The 17,044-nt window shown below is 73.5% G+C and carries 13 protein-coding genes, 1 tRNA gene and 1 pseudogene; 6 read left to right on the forward strand and 9 right to left on the reverse strand.

The window, feature by feature from the left end:
• The first annotated feature begins 25 nt into the window (after nt 1-25).
• Nucleotides 26-118: transfer RNA gene (locus ACIBA9_RS29200), tRNA-Sec, on the forward strand.
• A gap of 35 nt (nt 119-153) precedes the next feature.
• On the opposite strand, the pseudogene ACIBA9_RS29205 reads toward ACIBA9_RS29200, so the two are convergent.
• The 5 genes and pseudogenes from ACIBA9_RS29205 to ACIBA9_RS29225 all read right to left on the reverse strand — a co-directional run.
• Nucleotides 154-1,896, reverse strand: a pseudogene (locus tag ACIBA9_RS29205) (SelB C-terminal domain-containing protein); the annotation flags it as partial.
• A gap of 9 nt (nt 1,897-1,905) precedes the next feature.
• The gene (selA, locus tag ACIBA9_RS29210; protein WP_399367601.1) at nt 1,906-3,354 is read right to left on the reverse strand and encodes an L-seryl-tRNA(Sec) selenium transferase; all 1,449 of its coding nucleotides are present in this window, start codon (nt 3,352-3,354) and stop codon (nt 1,906-1,908) included.
• Nucleotides 3,355-3,474: 120 nt separating this feature from the next.
• A complete protein-coding gene (locus ACIBA9_RS29215; protein ID WP_399367742.1) occupies nt 3,475-4,488 on the reverse strand; it encodes an MASE1 domain-containing protein in 1,014 nt (337 codons plus the stop codon).
• Nucleotides 4,489-4,616: 128 nt separating this feature from the next.
• Complete coding sequence (locus ACIBA9_RS29220; RefSeq protein WP_399367603.1) at nt 4,617-5,456, reverse strand: PP2C family protein-serine/threonine phosphatase; 840 nt, start codon at nt 5,454-5,456, stop codon at nt 4,617-4,619.
• 123 nt (nt 5,457-5,579) lie between these two features.
• Nucleotides 5,580-5,900, reverse strand: a complete 321-nt coding sequence (locus ACIBA9_RS29225) for a hypothetical protein (RefSeq protein ID WP_399367605.1) — start codon at nt 5,898-5,900, stop codon at nt 5,580-5,582.
• 404 nt (nt 5,901-6,304) lie between these two features.
• On the opposite strand from ACIBA9_RS29225, the gene ACIBA9_RS29230 reads away from it, so the two are divergent.
• Both ACIBA9_RS29230 and ACIBA9_RS29235 read left to right on the forward strand, forming a co-directional pair.
• A complete protein-coding gene (locus ACIBA9_RS29230; protein WP_399367607.1) occupies nt 6,305-6,757 on the forward strand; it encodes a DUF5707 domain-containing protein in 453 nt (150 codons plus the stop codon).
• A 203-nt stretch (nt 6,758-6,960) separates the two neighbouring features.
• The gene (locus tag ACIBA9_RS29235) at nt 6,961-7,275 is read left to right on the forward strand and encodes a hypothetical protein (protein WP_399367609.1); all 315 of its coding nucleotides are present in this window, start codon (nt 6,961-6,963) and stop codon (nt 7,273-7,275) included.
• Nucleotides 7,276-7,310: 35 nt separating this feature from the next.
• Here ACIBA9_RS29235 and ACIBA9_RS29240 read toward each other — a convergent pair whose 3' ends face one another.
• Nucleotides 7,311-8,516, reverse strand: a complete 1,206-nt coding sequence (locus tag ACIBA9_RS29240) for a hypothetical protein (protein WP_399367611.1) — start codon at nt 8,514-8,516, stop codon at nt 7,311-7,313.
• 175 nt (nt 8,517-8,691) lie between these two features.
• On the opposite strand from ACIBA9_RS29240, the gene ACIBA9_RS29245 reads away from it, so the two are divergent.
• Nucleotides 8,692-10,143, forward strand: coding sequence for a glyceraldehyde-3-phosphate dehydrogenase (locus tag ACIBA9_RS29245; RefSeq protein WP_362164427.1), 1,452 nt, complete (start codon nt 8,692-8,694; stop codon nt 10,141-10,143).
• A gap of 72 nt (nt 10,144-10,215) precedes the next feature.
• Here the strand turns inward: ACIBA9_RS29245 and ACIBA9_RS29250 are convergent, their stop codons facing one another.
• From ACIBA9_RS29250 to proS, 3 genes are all read right to left on the reverse strand, one after another.
• Nucleotides 10,216-12,216 (reverse strand): collagenase, encoded by a 2,001-nt coding sequence (locus tag ACIBA9_RS29250; RefSeq protein WP_399367613.1) that lies wholly within the window; start codon nt 12,214-12,216, stop codon nt 10,216-10,218.
• Nucleotides 12,217-12,371: 155 nt separating this feature from the next.
• Complete coding sequence (locus ACIBA9_RS29255) at nt 12,372-13,325, reverse strand: LysR family transcriptional regulator (protein WP_362164423.1); 954 nt, start codon at nt 13,323-13,325, stop codon at nt 12,372-12,374.
• Between the two features lie 318 nt (nt 13,326-13,643).
• On the reverse strand, nt 13,644-15,056 hold the full coding sequence (gene proS, locus ACIBA9_RS29260) for a proline--tRNA ligase (RefSeq protein WP_399367616.1): 1,413 nt from the start codon (nt 15,054-15,056) through the stop codon (nt 13,644-13,646).
• A 157-nt stretch (nt 15,057-15,213) separates the two neighbouring features.
• Between proS and ACIBA9_RS29265 the strand changes: the two genes are divergently transcribed.
• Entirely contained in the window at nt 15,214-15,816 is a 603-nt protein-coding gene (locus ACIBA9_RS29265) for a TetR/AcrR family transcriptional regulator (protein ID WP_399367618.1), read from the forward strand.
• 5 nt (nt 15,817-15,821) lie between these two features.
• Nucleotides 15,822-17,003, forward strand: coding sequence for a GDSL-type esterase/lipase family protein (locus ACIBA9_RS29270; protein ID WP_399367620.1), 1,182 nt, complete (start codon nt 15,822-15,824; stop codon nt 17,001-17,003).
• The last annotated feature ends 41 nt before the right edge of the window (nt 17,004-17,044 follow it).

A 17,044-nucleotide genomic window follows, 5' to 3' on the forward strand; every position in this document is an offset into this window, starting at 1 on the left:
CTGGGGCAGTAGCCTGACGAGCGGTGGAGGCGTGTGGGTGCCTGGTGGCCCTCCCGGTCTTCAAAACCGAGGTGCCCGAGGATCTCGGGCAGGCAGGTTCGATTCCTGTCCGCCTCCGTTCACCGCGTCGGGACGGCAGCATCGTCGCTGGTCGTCGACGCGTTCGGTGTGGCCGCGTGCGTCCAGGTACTCCAGCAGCGGTACGGCCACCCGGCGCGTGGTGTCGAGGGCGCGCCGGGCCTCGCTGAGGGTGAACGGCTGCGGCAGGGCGCGCAGTACGGCGGCGGCCCGGGCGTCCGCGCCGGGCAGCAGCACGATCCCGTCAGCGATACGCAGCAGGACCCCGGCGGCCACCGCGGCGCCCAGCGCCTTGCGGTCCAGCCCCAGTTCGGAGAGCCGGCCGGCCTCGGGTGCGCGGAACGGGGCGCGGGCGAGGTCCCGGCGCACGGCGTCCACGGCCCGGCCGACGGACGCGGGGAGGACCGGCCGGAGGTGGTCGGACGGGTACAGGCGCCCTTGTCCGGACCGGAGTCGGGGTGTCGCGGTGGCGAGCGCGTCGACCAGGGCGCGGTCGGGCAGGCCGAGCAGCCGGCGCGCCTCCTCGGTGGGCAGTCCGGGTTCGAGCGGGTGGGCGCGGGCGTGCTGCTCGGTCTCGGCGGCCAGCCGCTCCGCGAGGGAGGTCCAGTACGCGGGGTCCGCCAGCCAGTCCCCGGCGACGGGTTCGCCGGGCGCGGGGACACCCATGGCCCGCAGGTCGGCGCGGCGGACCAGTCGGCGGCGGCGCAGTTCGGCGGTGCCGTCGGGGCGGCCCGTCAGACCGGCGAGTTCGCTCGCGCGGGCCCGGCCGGCGCCGCGCCGGGCCAGCCGGGGCGGCCGTACGTCCAGGACGGTGACCGCGCACGGTGTGCGGCCGCCGCCGGGTTCGCGCAGTACCGCGCGGTCGCCGACGCGCAGGGGCAGGGCCCGGTCGAGGGTGAGCCGGGCGGTGTTCCCGCCGAGCGGGCGCACGGTGACCGGTACGGCGGCGGTGCCGATGTGCAGGGTGAGGAAGCGGGGCAGGTCCGCGACCGGCTCGCCGGTGATCCGGACGTCGGTGACCTCGGTGGTCAGCCAGCGGTCCGGGGTCAGCAGCACCTGCCCGCGGCCCAGGCCGTCGGCGCCGTGGCCGTGCACGTTGACGGCGACCCGGGCCACCGCGCCGACGGCCGTGTGCGGCTCGTGCAGGCTCTGCAGGCCGCGCACCCGCAGGAGGTTCTCGCCGTCCCCGCTGACCAGCCGGTCGCCGACCCGCAGGGTGCCCGCGCCGAGGGTGCCGGTGACCACCGTGCCGTGTCCGTGGACGGTGAAGGACCGGTCCAGCCACAGCCGCACGTCGGCCTCGGCGTCGGGCGCGGGCAGGGCGCGGGCCAGCCGGGCCAGTTCACCGCGCAGCTCCGTCAGGCCCGCGCCGGTGACCGCGCTGACCGCGACCGAGGCCACCGTCCCCAGGGAGGTGCGGGCCAGCCGCTCGAGGGCGTCGGCGCGTACGGGTGCGGGGTCGGCGAGGTCGCTGCGGGTCACCGCGAGGACGGCGTGCCGGACGCCGAGCGCGTCGAGGATCGCCAGGTGCTCCTCGGACTGGGGCTGCCAGCCCTGGTCGGCGGCGACCACGAACAGCACGGCGGGCACCGGGCCGACGCCTGCCAGCATGGTGGCGACGAACCGCTCGTGGCCGGGTACGTCCACGAAGGCGAGGTGGTCGCCGTCCGGGTCGAGCCTGGTCCACACGAAGCCCAGGTCGAGGGTGAGGCCACGGCGCCGCTCCTCGGCGTACCGGTCGGGCTCCATGCCGGTGAGGGCGCGTACCAGGGCCGACTTGCCGTGGTCGACGTGTCCGGCGGTGGCGAGGACCCGCATCACGACCGCCTATCCCTCCTCGGCGCGCCGGTCGCGCCGGCCGCCCGCCACCGCCCGGACGGCCTGGGCGAGTCGTTCGTCGTCGTCCTCCGGTACGGCCCGCAGGTCCAGCAGGCAGCGGCCCGCCTCCAGCCGGCCCACCACCGGGACGCTGCCGGTGCGCAGCGCGGCGGCGTACGGCTCGGGCAGCGAGAGCGCGGCGCTCGGCAGGGTGACGCCGGGCGCGCCGCCGCCGCCGACGGTGGCCGCGCAGGCGACCGCCTGCACGTCGACGCCGTCGGCGGCGAGGGCGGCGGCGAGCCGGGTCGCCCGGCCGGTCAGCAGGAGCGGGTCGGACGTGAGCGCGAGGGCGGTCGGGGTGGGCGGCCCGGTGAGGGTGGCCTCCAGGGCGGCCAGGGTGAGCTTGTCGACGCGCAGGGCGCGGGCCAGTGGGTGCCGGGCGAGGGTGCGGACCAGCTCCTGGTCTCCGAGCAGCAGACCGCACTGGGGGCCGCCGAGCAGTTTGTCGCCGCTCGCGGTGACGAGCGCGGCACCGGCACGCAGCTGGGTGTCGGCGTCGGGCTCCTCGGGCAGGGACGGATGCGGCGCGAGCAGTCCGGAGCCGATGTCGACGACGACCGGGACGCCGAGACCGGTGAGTTCGGCGATGCCGGCGGCCCGGGTGAAGCCGGTGATGCGGAAGTTGGAGGGGTGCACCTTCAGCACGAATCCGGTGTCCGGGCCGATCGCGTCGGCGTAGTCGGCGGCGCCGGTGCGGTTGGTCGTACCCACCTCGCGCAGCCGTGCGCCGGTGGAGACCAGCAGGTCGGGCAGCCGGAAGCCGTCGCCGATCTCCACCATCTCACCCCGGCTGACGATGATCTCCCGGCCCGCGGCGAGCGCGGTGGCGGCGAGCACGAGCGCGGCGGCGCCGTTGTTGACGACGTGCACGGCGGCGGCGGACGGCACCCGCTCGTGCAGCGCGGCGAGGGCGGACCGTCCCCGGCGGGCCCGTACGCCGGTCTCCAGGTCCAGTTCGACGTCGGTGGGGCCGGCCGCCTCCTGGACGGCCTGCCGGGCGGCGGCCGACAGCGGGGCCCGGCCGAGGTTGGTGTGCAGCAGCACCCCGGTGGCGTTGATCAGCGGACGCAGACCGCCGGCGGTGCCGGGCAGCAGGGCGAGAGCCGTCAGCGGTACCTGTTCGGGCGCGATGCTCCCCTGCCGGGCCCGCTCCTGGGCCTCCCGGACGGCTGCCTTCACCACGCGCGTGCCGAGCCGGCCGACCGCCTCGGCCAGCCGGGGGTCGCGCAGCAGCAGGTCGGTGCGCGGGATACGGCGGCGTACGTCGGTGTCGTCACCCGAGGGCGGTGGGATCCGCTCGTCCCGGCGGCGCCCGGGGTCATCGGCGCCCGCCACGGCGGCCCCCCTCTCCTGGTCCGCCGCGCCCGCCGGCCCCCGTGGTGCCGCGCGCTGCTCCATGCCGCTCTCGTCCTCCGGTCCGCCCCTCACCCGTGGGGCCCCGCCCATCGTCTCCCAGTGCCCCGGGCCCGGCGTTCGACACGCCGTCCGCGCCCCGTCGCGCCGGTCGCCTCGGACGCCTCAGGGAGCCCCGCCGGGCCACGGCCGCTCGTCGGTGTCGTCGGCGCCCGGGTGCGGCCGGGGCGGCGGGGCGTCGCCCGCGGTGAGGTGTTCCAGCACCTCGATCAGCTCCTGGCATGCCTTCTCCACCGAGCGCCGGGTGTGGCGCTGCTCGGTGATCAGGGCGGACAGCAGCAGCGCGGTCAGGGCCATCGCGCCGTTGAAGGCCTGTAGTTTCGCCATGACCTCGATCCGGCTCAGCCCGGCGAAGGAGCCGACGCCGTCGGTCGCCGCGACGGTGGCCACGACGGACGTCAGCAGGGCGCACAGCGCGCTGCCCGCGAGCTGGAAGCGCAGGGCGGCCCAGATGATGAGGGGATAGACGAGGAAGAGCACGCTGGTGCGGTTGTAGACGGCCAGCGGTACGAGGAAGCAGGCGACGACGGTCAGCGCGGTGGCCTCCTTCCACCGGTCCATCGGTGGCGGTCGGCGGGCCCGGTGCAGCAGGAGCAGCAGCGGGGTGACGATCAGGACGCCCATCGCGTCTCCCACCCACCAGGCCAGCCATACCGGCCAGAAGCTGTGCGCGGCCAGCCGGTCGGCAAGGACGAGCAGGCCGACGCCGAAGGTGGCGCTGATCGTCATGGCGGTCAAGGCGGCCAGGAAGACCAGGGCGAGGCCGTCCCGCAAGCGGCCGAGGTCGTCGCGGAAGTGGGCCCGGCGCAGCAGGAGCACGGCGCACACGGGTGCGGCGGTGTTGCCGACGAGGATGCCGAGCACGTCGGGGCGGAAGCTGGTCACGGAGAGCACGACGCCGAGGGCGCCGAGGGTGATGCCGGGCCAGCAGCGCAGGCCGAGGATCAGCAGGGCGGCGACGGCGACGCCGGTCGGCGGGTAGATGGGGGTGACGACGGCGCCCTCGACGGACAGCTCCCGCAGCAGACCGAGCCGGCCGGCCCCGTAGTAGCAGACCGCGACGGCGAGCACCTGGGCGATGTAGCCGCCCGGCCGGCGCAGATGCTCGATACCCACCACAGCAGCCATCTCACACCGGCCGCCAGGGCTCGGCGAGGCGGGAGTCGGCGTGCTCCGGCCCTCTGGCGTAATGGCGTACCCGTTGTCCCACCGGTGCGGTCGGCCGCCGACCGTCGGTCGCGGGGCCGTCAGTCGGCTCGTCGCCGGTCGGCGGGGCCGTCGAGGCCTACGACGAGGACGGCGGCGTCGTCCTCGTGTCCGACGCTCTCGGCGCCCTTGATGACGGCCCCGGCCAGGGTGTGCGCCTCCAGCCCGGCCACGGCGGCGATGCCCGCGAGGCGCACCACCTGGTCGAGTCCGTCCTCGATGTTCAGGGAGGGTCCCTCCACCACCCCGTCGGTGACCAGGACGAAGACTCCGCCGGTCGTGAGCCGGTGCCGGGTCACCGGGTACTCCATGCCCTTGCCGATCCCGAGCGGCGGTCCTCCCTCGTCGTCGACGACGCCGGACTTGCCGTCGGCCGTGGCCCACACATACGGGGTGTGCCCGGCCCGCGCGCTCTCCAGCACCGCGGTGACCGGGTCGAGGCGCATGAAGGTACAGGTGGCGAACAGCTCGCTGCCCAGGGAGAGCAGCAGGTCGTTGGTGCGGGCGAGGAGTTCGCCCGGTTCGCTGCTGACCGAGGCGAGGGCGCGCAGGCCCGCCCGGACCTGGCCCATGAAGGCGGCGGCCTCGATGTTGTGCCCCTGGACGTCACCGATGGACAGACCGATCCGGCCGTCGGGCATGGCGAAGGCGTCGTACCAGTCGCCGCCCACGTTGAGGCCGAAGTTGGCCGGCGCGTACCGCACGGCCAGGTGCAGACCCGGGGCGGTGGGCAGGTCCCGGGGCAGCATGCCCCGTTGGAGGGCGATGGCCAGCTCCACCTGGGTGCGCTGGAGCTCCGCGCGGCGGCGCGCCTGAGCGGTGAGCGAACCGAGCCGGGCCAGCAGCTCGTCGCCTTCGTCCGTCACGCGCTTGCGGGGCATCGGCCTCTTCCGGCGGAGGGCGACGGACCCCCGGTGGGCACGCCGCCGGAACGTTCGGCAAACGCCTTGATTTTATCTATATCGGGTTATTTCGCCCTCCGGGGTGACGTCGACGCGATCCGATCAGCGGATCTCGGAGTCGATGCCGGTGATCACCGCGGGTCCCAGCGGCGTGCTCCCGTCGTCGAGCCCGGCGTCCCGCAGCGCGGCGTCGGCGAGGCGGCGGGCCTTCTCCTCGGCGTGCGGCCCGCTGTCCGCCTCGACGGTCAGACGCAGGGTGAACGTGTTGTCGTCGTTGACGCTGAGCACGTCCAGGTCCTCGGCGTTGCCCAGCCGCGTCTCGTGCGGATCGGCGGGCCGCAGCGCACGGGCCAGCCGCGATCGGGTCTCCGCCGCGGCCCCCGCGGTGAAGGTACCGGGCACGCTGATCACATAGGTCGTCATGACGATCCTTTCCTCGGATCCCCTCGCCTACCCACTATCGCGGCCTTCGCACGGCGGCCCGCGCATCCGATGCGACGCGTGGCGCGGCATCTGCCGCGACACGCCCGATCCCACCCGGTCGGCGCAGGACGCGGCGCACCGGGCCACCGCCGCGGCCGGCGGCCATATCGGCATCCCGGTGAACAACGCGCGAGATCGGCACCTTCGGTCCCGCCAGGGCTTATCGCTCCGGCCATGGCCACGGCCTGGACGCGATGGCCGCGCAGCCGTCTGGGGCCCCGGTACCCAGTCCTCTTTGAGTATCCGTACGCAGGCGCGGGGCGTCCCCGTGCCTGGAGGATCGGGGGCAACGGCGTGACCGGGAAAGCCGGTTGCCTCCACCGACGCAGCTACGGAGAACTCCCATGTCACGACGTATCGTCCTGTCCGCGGCCGCCGGCGCCGTCGTCCTCGCCGCTGCCGGTGGCTTCGCCCTCGCCTTCGCGGGGGACCGGCCTCCCGCCCTGGCGCACGGCGTCGCCCGCTACACCGCGCCCGATGCCGACCGTGCCGGCTCGTTCAGCTTCACCACCGAGGTCACCGCGTCCTCCGGCGTCAGAAGCGTGCGGGTGCTCGCCTGGCCGGCGCACTCCTCGTTCGCCAAGAAGGAGCCGACCGCCAAGGAGGTGGCCACGGCGGAGACGGCCACCTGCCGGCCCGCCGGTGGGGACGCCGTGCGCTGCGTCTACACGACCGGTGTGACCGTTGCGGAGGCGGCACGCTCCCCGCGCGGTCCCTGGCACGTCGCCGTCCTCGCCACCGCCGAGGACGGCGGCACCACCCTGGACACCAAGGCGGCGGGCTTCACCGTCCGCTGAACGGACCGATCCGGCCGTACGGCACGCTCCCCGGACGGACGGCCGGCCCCTCGCTGGACGGCGGGTCCCCCGGACCGCCGGTCCTCCGGACGGCTGACGTGCCCGTGTCGGCGATGGGGGCGGGCGTGGCGGCGGTGTGAGATGGCGGATGCGGCCGTCGTCCGCGTCTCGTACCCCTCCCCCACCCCACGAAGGACACCGACATGCGCCTGTGTCGTCCGCTCGTCGCCGTGCTCGGCGGGCTCACCCTCGCTCTGACCTCCACCGGTTCCGCCCTCGCCGCCGACGACACGTTCCTGTGGATCGGCCCCGACGGCAAGGCCTACTCCATCACGGCCCCGCCGCGGAACAAGTGCCTCGACATGGCCCAGGACGCGCGCGGCCCACGGAACTTGACGAAGAGGCCGCTCGTCGTCTACCCGCGAAAGAAGTGCAAGGGCACCGCGACACGGCTCGCCGCCGGCCACGCCGCGCCCGCCGGCAAGCACTTCGCCAGCGTCGTCTTCGACCCGCGCTGAGCCGACCGGTCGACTCCGGCCCGAGGGGCGGTGGCTCACAGCGGGGAGTGGACCACCGCCACCACATAGGCGCCGAACAGCAAGGACGCCACGGTCAGGGCGCCGTAGACGACGACGGCGGCGGCCGGTCGCCCGCGCCAGGACCGGGCCAGCGCGCGGGCCGGCGGGATGAGCAGGGGGAAGGCCGGCAGCAGGAACCGCGGCTTGGACGAGAAGGACCCGGAGCCACCGAGCACGAGCAGGATCAGGATCCCGGCGAAGACCACCAGGGCCAGCGGGGCCCGCTCCAGGCACAGCAGCGCGAACAGCAGGACGGCCGCCGCGAGGATCAGCACGGCGGCCGGGTAGACGAATCCGCCGCCGTGCAGGAGCAGGGCGCGCAGGAAGCGCAGCGAGCCCGCGCCGAAGTCGAAGCGGGAGTCCCAGGCGCTCTGCACCCGCAGATAGCCGCCGAGCGGATCGCCGGTGCGCCGCCCCACCCACAGCACATAGCCGAGCCAGCCCGCCGGGGCCAGCACCGCCCCGGCCCACAGGCTCGCCGGGACCCGGCCGCGCCGCCGCAGCACCTCGTAGGCGGCCCCGACCGCGACGGCCGCCGCCACCGCGAACCCGCTGGGCCGGGCCAGTCCCGCCAGCGCGGCCAGCCCGCCCGCCCACCACCAGCGGCCCTTGAGGACGCAGTACAGGGACCACGCGGCCAGCGCGGCGAACAGTGACTCGGTGTAGGCGATGGTCAGTTCGACGGCATGCGGCAGTACGGCCCACAGGGCGACCAGCGCGGTGGCGACGCCCCGCCCGTACAGCTGGTGGCCGATGACGTAGACGCCGTACGCGGCCGCGGCCGCCGCCACCCAGGCGACGAGCATCGCGGCCTGGCCGGGAGTGAGGGGCGTCAGGTCGGTCAGCGCCCTGATGAGGGCGGGGTACAGGGGGAAGAACGCCCAGTCGGTCTGGACGGCACCCTGCGGGGTGACGTCGATGAGGCGGCCGTAGCCGTGGGTGGCGATGTGCAGGTACCAGCGGGAGTCCCAGGAGTGGGCGAGGTTCCGCACGAGCGGGCGTCCCCGGGACGCGTTGAGGAGGATCACGGCGAGGATCCCGGCGAGCCGGACGACCGTGAACAGGACGAGGGCCGGCAGCGCCCCCTGCGGTGCACCGCGTCGGGCGATCCGGGGCAGGACCGGGCGACGGGGCCGGGAGGGCGCGGCAGGCTCGGGCCGGGGGACGGAAGAGGTGCTCACGTGACCGACCTTGGGCACGCCCCCGGCGGCACCCCCTTCGCGACTCGGGTTTCTCCCTTACTTCCACCCTGATTCAGGAACGCGCCCCCGACGGACCCCCGGGGTCCGGCCCCCGAGATGATCCACGTAAGGTGTGGTTAGCATATGAGCGCTGCCTAGCTCGAAAGATAGATCTGTGACTGTCAACGACGACTCGTTCACCAACTGGAAGATCCGCGAGGAGATCGCGGAGTCGATGATCCCGCTCATCGGGAAGCTGCACCGCGAGCGGGACGTGACCGTCCTGCTGCACAGCCGCTCCCTGGTGAACAAGTCGGTGGTCAGCATCCTGAAGACGCACCGCTTCGCCCGGCAGATCGCCGGCGCGGAACTCTCGGTCACCGAGACCATGCCGTATCTGCAGGCCCTGACCGCCCTGGACCTCGGGCCCTCGCAGATCGACCTCGGCATGCTGGCCACCCTGCACCAGGCCGACGACCGCGGCCTGAGCGTCGCGGAGTTCACCGCCGAGGCCGTCGCCGGCGCCACGGGCGCCGCCCGGATCGAACGCCGTCAGCCGCGCGACGTCGTGCTGTACGGCTTCGGCCGCATCGGCCGACTGGTCGCCAGGCTGCTGATCGAGAAGGCCGGCTCCGGCAACGGCCTGCGGCTGCGCGCCATCGTCGTCCGCGGCGGCGGCCAGGCCTCCGGCGACCTCGTCAAGCGCGCCTCGCTGCTGCGCCGCGACTCCATCCACGGCCAGTTCCAGGGCACCATCACCGTGGACGAGGACAGCAGCACGATCATCGCCAACGGCAACGAGATCAAGGTGATCTACGCCGACGACCCGTCGCACGTGGACTACACCGAGTACGGCATCCGCGACGCCATCCTCATCGACAACACCGGCAAGTGGCGCGACCGCGAGGGCCTGTCCCAGCACCTGCGCCCCGGTATCGACAAGGTCGTGCTGACCGCGCCGGGCAAGGGCGACGTCCCGAACATCGTGCACGGTGTCAACCACGACACCATCAAGCCGGACGAGCAGATCCTGTCCTGCGCCTCCTGCACCACCAACGCCATCGTCCCGCCGCTGAAGGCGATGGACGACGAGTACGGCGTGCTGCGCGGGCACGTGGAGACCGTCCACTCGTTCACCAACGACCAGAACCTGCTGGACAATTACCACAAGGCCGAGCGCCGTGGCCGCTCCGCGCCGCTCAACATGGTGATCACCGAGACCGGCGCCGCCTCCGCCGTCGCCAAGGCGCTGCCCGATCTCAAGGCGAAGATCAGCGGCAGCTCGATCCGTGTCCCGGTGCCGGACGTCTCGATCGCGATCCTCAATCTGCAGCTGGCCCGCGAGACCACCCGCGAGGAGGTCCACGACTACCTGCGCGAGGTGTCGCTGACCTCGCCGCTCAAGCGCCAGATCGACTTCACCACGGCGCCCGACGCGGTCTCCAGCGACTTCATGGGCTCGCGCCACGCCTCGATCGTGGACGCCGGCGCGCTCAAGGTCGACGGGGACAACGCGATCCTCTACCTCTGGTACGACAACGAGTTCGGCTACTCCTGCCAGGTGGTCCGGGTCGTCCAGCACGTCTCCGGCGTGGAGTACCCGACCTTCCCGGTGACGGTGGCCTGACGCCGGGGCCGCGCACGCACACGGCCGCCGACCGGGGTCCCCGGTCGGCGGCCGCCTTGTCGGCGCGTGCGGTCAGGCCGTGGCGGGCCTGGCGCAGGCGCCCGCGGCGCACGCGGTGAGCCACTGGTCGAAGTCGGCGTCGTAGCGGGTGCCGATGCCGTCGTGGTAGACGGCGTATCCGCCGGCGTAGTCACCGACGCGGAAGCGGGCGAGCATGCGCTGGACGTCGTCGGGGTGCCGCTGGGTCATATAGCGCACGGCGAGGTAGCCCCACGGGTAGGTCCGGGTCACGTCGCTGTTGTCGTAGGTGCTCTCGAAGAGGGTGCTGAGCTTGTAGGTGTGCTTCCCGGCCTCCCGGACCGCCTCGTCGTCGGCGATGCCCCGATAGCCGTAGGAGACGTACTCGGCGAGGCCCTCGATCCACCACACGTCGGGGACGGAGACCTGCCGCGTGAAGTCGCCCAGCATGTCGTCACGGGCGTCCAGGAAGTGCGTGTACTCGTGGTTGAGATTCCAGATCCGGGCCGTGAAACCGTCGTCGGAGGCCTTCTGGTACATGATCGAGGTGGCCTGGTTGGCCGGGTCCGAGGGGTTCCCCTCCAGGGTCATGCCGCCGTTGTCGGTGCTGATGCCCCAGATCGCGCCGGCGTAGGTCTGGTAGTCCGCGCGGCTCGCGAAGACCACGAGCTGGAGGGACGAGACGTACTGGCCGGGTATCGGGCCGGCCGCCCGCACCAGTGAGCGGAAGTAGGCGTCCTGGTTCAGGACGCTCGCGCAGGCGGCGTCGAGCTCGGCGGCGGTCAGGGCCTGGGCGCGGAGGGTGATGTGCGCGTCGCAGTGGCGGGTGGTGGGCAGGACGGCCGTGGTGAGCCGGTCCGGCAGGCCGCACACGTCGTAGTAGGAGCAGTTGCCGCTGTCGTAGTAGTTCACCTGGGTGGCCACGGCCACCCAGAGTCCGGCCGTCGGGCCGACGATCTCCGTCTCGTCCAGCAGGTCCCTGGCGAGCGGCGCGGCGATGTCGCGCAGTTCCGGATGCTCGACGTAACGCCCCAGGTTCATTCCCGCGTTGGAGTCCAGGAAGGCCGAAGTCGTGCCCAGCAGATCCGTGTTGGCGAGCGCGAAGTCGTACAGGGTGTCGACGACGCGCGGGTCGGCGGCGACCGCCCGCACGTACTGCGGGTTCCAGTTGCCGCGCCACAGGGGCGTGTAGACGTCGTTGACGGCCGCGATCATGCTGTCGACGGAGTCGTAGGAGCTGTCGTAGCCGTTCAGCAGCCTCCGGTACACGTAGAGATAGCGGCCCTGCTGGTCGGCGCTGTCGGTGAGGATGACGGTCTCGCCGAGAATGTCGCCGTTGGCCGCGCTGACGTCGCGCGAGTGGGAGCGGGCGAAGAAGGAGTCGAGGCCGGCGGTGACGGCCTTGGTGAGCCGGGAGTCGTACGAGCCGACGTCGCCGGGGTGGTTGAACTGCGCGTAGTAACCGGCGCGCAGGAAGAGGACCAACTGCTCCAGGCTGCCCGAGTTGTCGCCGCGGTACTGCCCGGCGCCGCTCCTGTACGCGTTCGCCACGGTCAGCATCTGCGCCTGGCGGAAGACGTCGTGGGCATCCTTGCCGGTGACCGAGAACAGGGTGTTGACGCAGTCCGTCGACGAGGCCTTCACCAAGGAGACCAGGGCGGAACCGGTACGGCCGCCGAAGTCGGCCGGAGCGCAGGAGGCCGCGGCGGCCACCTTGGTCCCGGGTGTCTCCTGGTGCCCGCGCGTCGACGGCGTTCGCAGCAAGGGGAGTCGGGGCCGGAGCCGGGGCGGGCTCAGCGGCCGGAGCTGGGCCGAGGGACGCTCGTCGGCGGTCGTGGTCGCACCGGTGGGCGACGGCCGGGGCACCGCCTTCCGGGGCGCGGTGGCGGCCGGCCCGGTGTGCTGGCGGGGAGCGGCCAGGGCGGGGGTGGACAGCAGCCCGGCGACGGTGACGCAGACGGCGGCGGCGCCGGCCGCGCGTCCGGCCAGGCGACCGGCCGCGCGTCTGACGGTGCGTTCGGACCCGCGTCCGGGCAGGGCGGAGCGATAGCGCATGGGGGTGTCCTCCACAACGGATGCGCCCCGGTGGGGTGTCGAGGCGTGTGAGGCACTGTCTCAGCGGTCGGCGCGCCCCAACAATGGCGTGTGACATAGCACATGACACCCAGGGCTCATAACATCGCGGCGCGCGGACAGCCGTGCGGGTGCCGCTACGACCCTGCCACGCTCCAGGTCCGGGAGGCCCACGCCCGCAGGTGGGGGGCCTGGGCGACGAGGTCGCGGTAGGCGGCCATGGCGGACTGGCTCACCGTCTCCACCACGTCGTCGGTGACGGCGTCGGGCCGCCAGGCGAGGACGTAGCGGCACCACAGCGGGGAGCCGACCAGAGGTTTGACCGTCACATGCGGAATGGGCCGCAGCGTCGGCTGTACGAGCGACACGCCGAGACCGTCGGCGATCATGCTCTGCAGCTGGCTCTGGTCGCCGAGGAACTCGTGCACGGTGTCCGGGGTGAAGCCGGCCGCCGCGCAGGCGTCGTAGAACACCCCCGGCCAGCCCGCCCCGTCGTCCGGGGTCACGAACCACGCGTCCTGCGCCAGCTCGGCTAGCTGGATCTGAGCGCACTGCCGCAGGCGGTGCCGGGCGGGCAGGGCGACGAACGTCGGCTCGGTGACGATCCCGCGGTGTCGCAGGGCGCTCGAATGGCGCAGCTCCATGCCCGGGTAGTCGGCGGCGATGGCGATGTCCGCGGCGCCGTCCTCCAGGAGTTCCACGATGCGCGAGGAGGCGTAGACGCTGTTGACCGCGAGGGACAACTCCGGCAGCCGGGTCCGCACCCGGGAGAGCGTGCCGGAGAGCATGGGCGAGTTGGTCGCGGCCACGCGCAGGGTGCGGCCCGGCCGCTCGGGGGCCGGTCGGTGGCCGATGGCGTCGGCCCGGGCGAGGACGTCACGGGCCTGGGCGACCACCTCGGCGCCGTAGCGGGTCGGACGCGCCCCGCCGGTGCCGCGTTCGAAGAGCGGTTCGCCCAGGTGGCGTTCGATGCGCCGCAGCTGGGTGCTGACGGCGGGCTGCGAGTAGCCGAGCTGTGCGGCGGCGCGGCCCACGCTGCCCGCGTCGGCGATCGCGCACAGCACCCGCAGATGCCGAAGCTCCAGCTCCATCCGTCCACTCCCCGTCGTGTCCCGCGAGCGCGCGCCGCGCGGGGGCCCTGGTGCTCGCGGCCACCACCGCCCGTGGTGGCGGCCGGCGGACCGAAGCGTTCCATTGTGCCCCCACCCGCACAAGCCACGACTGCGCCGTCCCCGCACGACACCGGCCGGGCGGGATGTCAGTAGGCGCGCGCCACGATCGCGACGGTGCCCGGCCGCTCGTCCCCCTCGGGCACCGAACCGTCCTCGCCGACCAGGCACCGCACGAAGACGCCCCACCCCCACAAGCCACGGCTCCGCCACCCCCCACGACACCGGCCGGGCGGGATGTCAGTAGGCGCGCGCCACGATCGCGACGGTGCCCGGCCGCTCGTCGCCCTCGGGCACCGAACCGTCCTCGCCGACCAGGCACCGCACGGAGACGCCCCGCTCGGCGAGTCCGGCCTCGCCCCGTGGGCCCAGGGCTGCCCAGGGGATCCGCGCCCAGCCGGTGTTCGCGGCCTCGACGGCCTCCTCGATCGTGGCGACCTCGGCGGTACGGCTCTCGCGGCGCCGACGTGACTGCGCCAGCAGCAGCGCCTGGTCCTCCTCCAGGGCCGCGGGCACAAGCGCGGACAGCTCCCCGACCCCGGCCGGCCGCCTGCTGCCGGGGATGCGGCGGACCAGTACGGCGGTGCCGTTCTCCAGATCGCGCGGTCCCACCTCGATGCGCACGGGCACGCCCTTGAGTTCCCAGTCGACCGCCCGCCGCCCGAACGGCACGTCCGCGCGGTTGTCGACACGGACGCGTACGCCTGCCGCCCGCAGCCGCTCGGCGATCTCGCGCACCTCGGCCAGCACGGCGTCGTCGTCCTTGACCGCGACGACCACCGCCTGGACGGGCGCCAAGCGCGGCGGCACGCGCAGGCCGTCGTCGTCGCCGTGCGTCATCACCAGCGCGCCGATCATCCGGGTGGTGGAGCCCCAGGACGTCTGCCAGACGTACTCCTGGCGGCCGTCCCTCGACAGGTACCGCGTGTGGAAGGCCTTGGCGAAGTTCTGGCCCAGCTCATGGCTGGTGCCCAGCTGCAGGGCCTTGCCGTCGCCCATCATGCCTTCGAGGGTGAGCGTGTTGATCGCGCCGGCGAACCGCTCCCGGGCCGTCTTGCGCCCCGCGACGACGTCCATGGCGAGGACGTTCTCCATGAAGTCGGCGTACACGTTCCGGTGGATGTGGGCCGCGTACGCCCGGGCCTCCTCATAGGTGGCGTGCGCGGTGTGGCCCTCCTGCCACAGGAACTCGGTCGTCCGCAGGAACACGCGCGGGCGCAGCTCCCAGCGCACCACGTTGGCCCACTGGTTGATGAGCAGGGGCAGGTCGCGGTAGCTCTGCACCCACTTGGCGAAGTAGTCGTTGACGATCGTCTCGGAGGTGGGCCGGACCACGACGGGCTCCTCCAGCTCCTTGCCGCCCGCGTGGGTGACGACGGCCAGCTCGGGCGCGAACCCCTCGACGTGCTCGGCCTCCCGGGTCAGGTACGACTGCGGGATGAACAGCGGGAAGTAGGCGTTCTCGGCGCCCGCCTCCTTGATTCGGGCGTCCATCTCCTGCTGCATCCGCTCCCACAGGCCGTAGCCGTACGGTCGGATGACCATGGTGCCCCGCACCGGCCCGTTGTCGGCCAGTCCGGCCTTGCCGATCAAATCCTGGTACCAGCGCGGGAAGTCGTCCGCGCGGGGCGTGAGAACGGGTGCTTTGGCCATGGCGCGCAGATTAGGACGCGGACCGCGGGGAGCGCGAGCCGATTACTACCGCTTCCTCCCGGGGCGGGCTCCCTCGAAGCAGCCGGGGTGGCCAAGGATATTTGCCTAAACCCTTTAGGCAAATACATAATGGCGTACGGCGATGAGGAGGAAGCCAATGGTTCGCGTGGGACTCACCACCGACCGGCTGGTGCGTGCCGGTGCCGAGCTGGCGGACGAGGTCGGCTTCGACCAGGTGACGGTGTCGGCGCTGGCCCGGCGGTTCGACGTCAAGGTCGCGAGCCTGTACTCGCACCTGAGGAGCTCGAAGGACCTGAAGACCCGCATCGCGCTGCTCGCGCTGGAGGAGATGGCCGACCGTGCCGCCGAGGCGCTCGCCGGGCGGGCCGGCACGGACGCCCTGACCGCCTTCGCGAACGTCTACCGCGACTACGCCCGCGAGCATCCCGGGCGCTACGCGGCGGCCCGCCACCCGCTGGACCCCGCCACGGCGGCCGCGAGCGCGGGCGGCCGGCACGCTCAGCTGACCCGGGCGATCCTGCGCGGCTACGACCTGTCCGGGCCCGACGAGACCCACGCGGTCCGTCTCCTCGGCAGCGTCTTCCACGGCTACGTGAGCCTGGAGGCGGCCGGCGGCTTCAGCCACAGCGCACCCGACTCCCAGGCGTCCTGGACCCGCGTGCTGGAGGCCCTCGACGCCCTGCTGCGCAGCTGGCCGGACCCGGCCGGCACCGACTCCCCCGACCTACCGGAGGCCTGAGCCCCGTGACGCACCCCGCCCCGCACACCATTGCCCTCACCCCCGAGCTGATCCGCGGCGCCCTCGACCTGGAACGCACCGCCCACGGCCTGCTGCCGCACCGGCTGCCCGCCCGGGCCCGCGCCCAGTGCGCCGATCCCCAGCTGGCACTGGCCGAGTCCCAGCCCGCCGGTGTACGGCTGGCGTTCCGCACCCGCGCGACCACCATCGAGCTGGACACCCTGGCGACGAAACGGGTCTACGTCGGCGCGCCGTCCCGCCCGGACGGCGTCTACGACCTCCTCGTGGACGGGCTTCCCGCCGGCAGCGGTGTGGTCGACGGCGGCAACACCCTCTCCATAGACCTGCGCACCGGTTCCGTCGAACACCGGCCCGGCCCGGTCGGCACCGTACGGTTCGCGGGTCTGCCGGACACCGTCAAGGACGTGGAGATCTGGCTGCCGCACAACGAGACGACCGAACTCGTGGCGCTGCGCGCCGACGCGCCCGTGGAGCCCGCGCCGGACCGGGGCCGGAAGGTGTGGCTGCATCACGGCAGTTCGATCAGTCACGGCTCCGACGCCGCGAGCCCCACCACCACCTGGCCGGCCCGCGCCGCCGCACTGGGCGGGGTGGAGCTGATCAACCTGGGGCTGAGCGGCAGCGCGCTGCTCGACCCGTTCACCGCCCGCACGCTGCGCGACACCCCCGCCGACCTGATCAGCGTCAAGCTCGGCATCAACGTGGTCAACGCCGATCTGATGCGTCTGCGCGCCTTCGGCCCCGCCGTCCACGGCTTCCTCGACACCGTCCGCGAGGGGCACCCCGACGCCCCGCTGCTCGTCATCTCGCCGATCCTGTGCCCCATCCACGAGGACACCCCGGGGCCCAGCGCCCCGGACTTCTCCGCCCTGAGCCAGGGCCGGTTGCGCTTTCGCGCCACGGGGGACCCGGCGGACACGGCGGCCGGGAAGCTCACCCTCGGCGTCATCCGCGCGGAGCTCGCCCGGATCGTGCGCGAGCGGGCGGCCGACGATCCCGGGCTGCACTACCTCGACGGCCGTGAGCTGTACGGCGCGGCCGACTCCCGCGAGCTTCCGCTGCCCGACGACCTCCACCCGGACGCGGCCGCGCACCGGCTGATCGGTGAACGGTTCGCGTCGCTGGCCTTCACCGCCGGCGGCCCCTTCGCGGACCAGGCCGGCTGAGCCGCCGTGAACCCGTCCGAGCCGTAACCCGGTCCGAGCCG

Origin of the sequence: Streptomyces sp. NPDC051452 (assembly GCF_044454765.1) — a bacterium.
Taxonomy (GTDB): domain Bacteria; phylum Actinomycetota; class Actinomycetes; order Streptomycetales; family Streptomycetaceae; genus Streptomyces.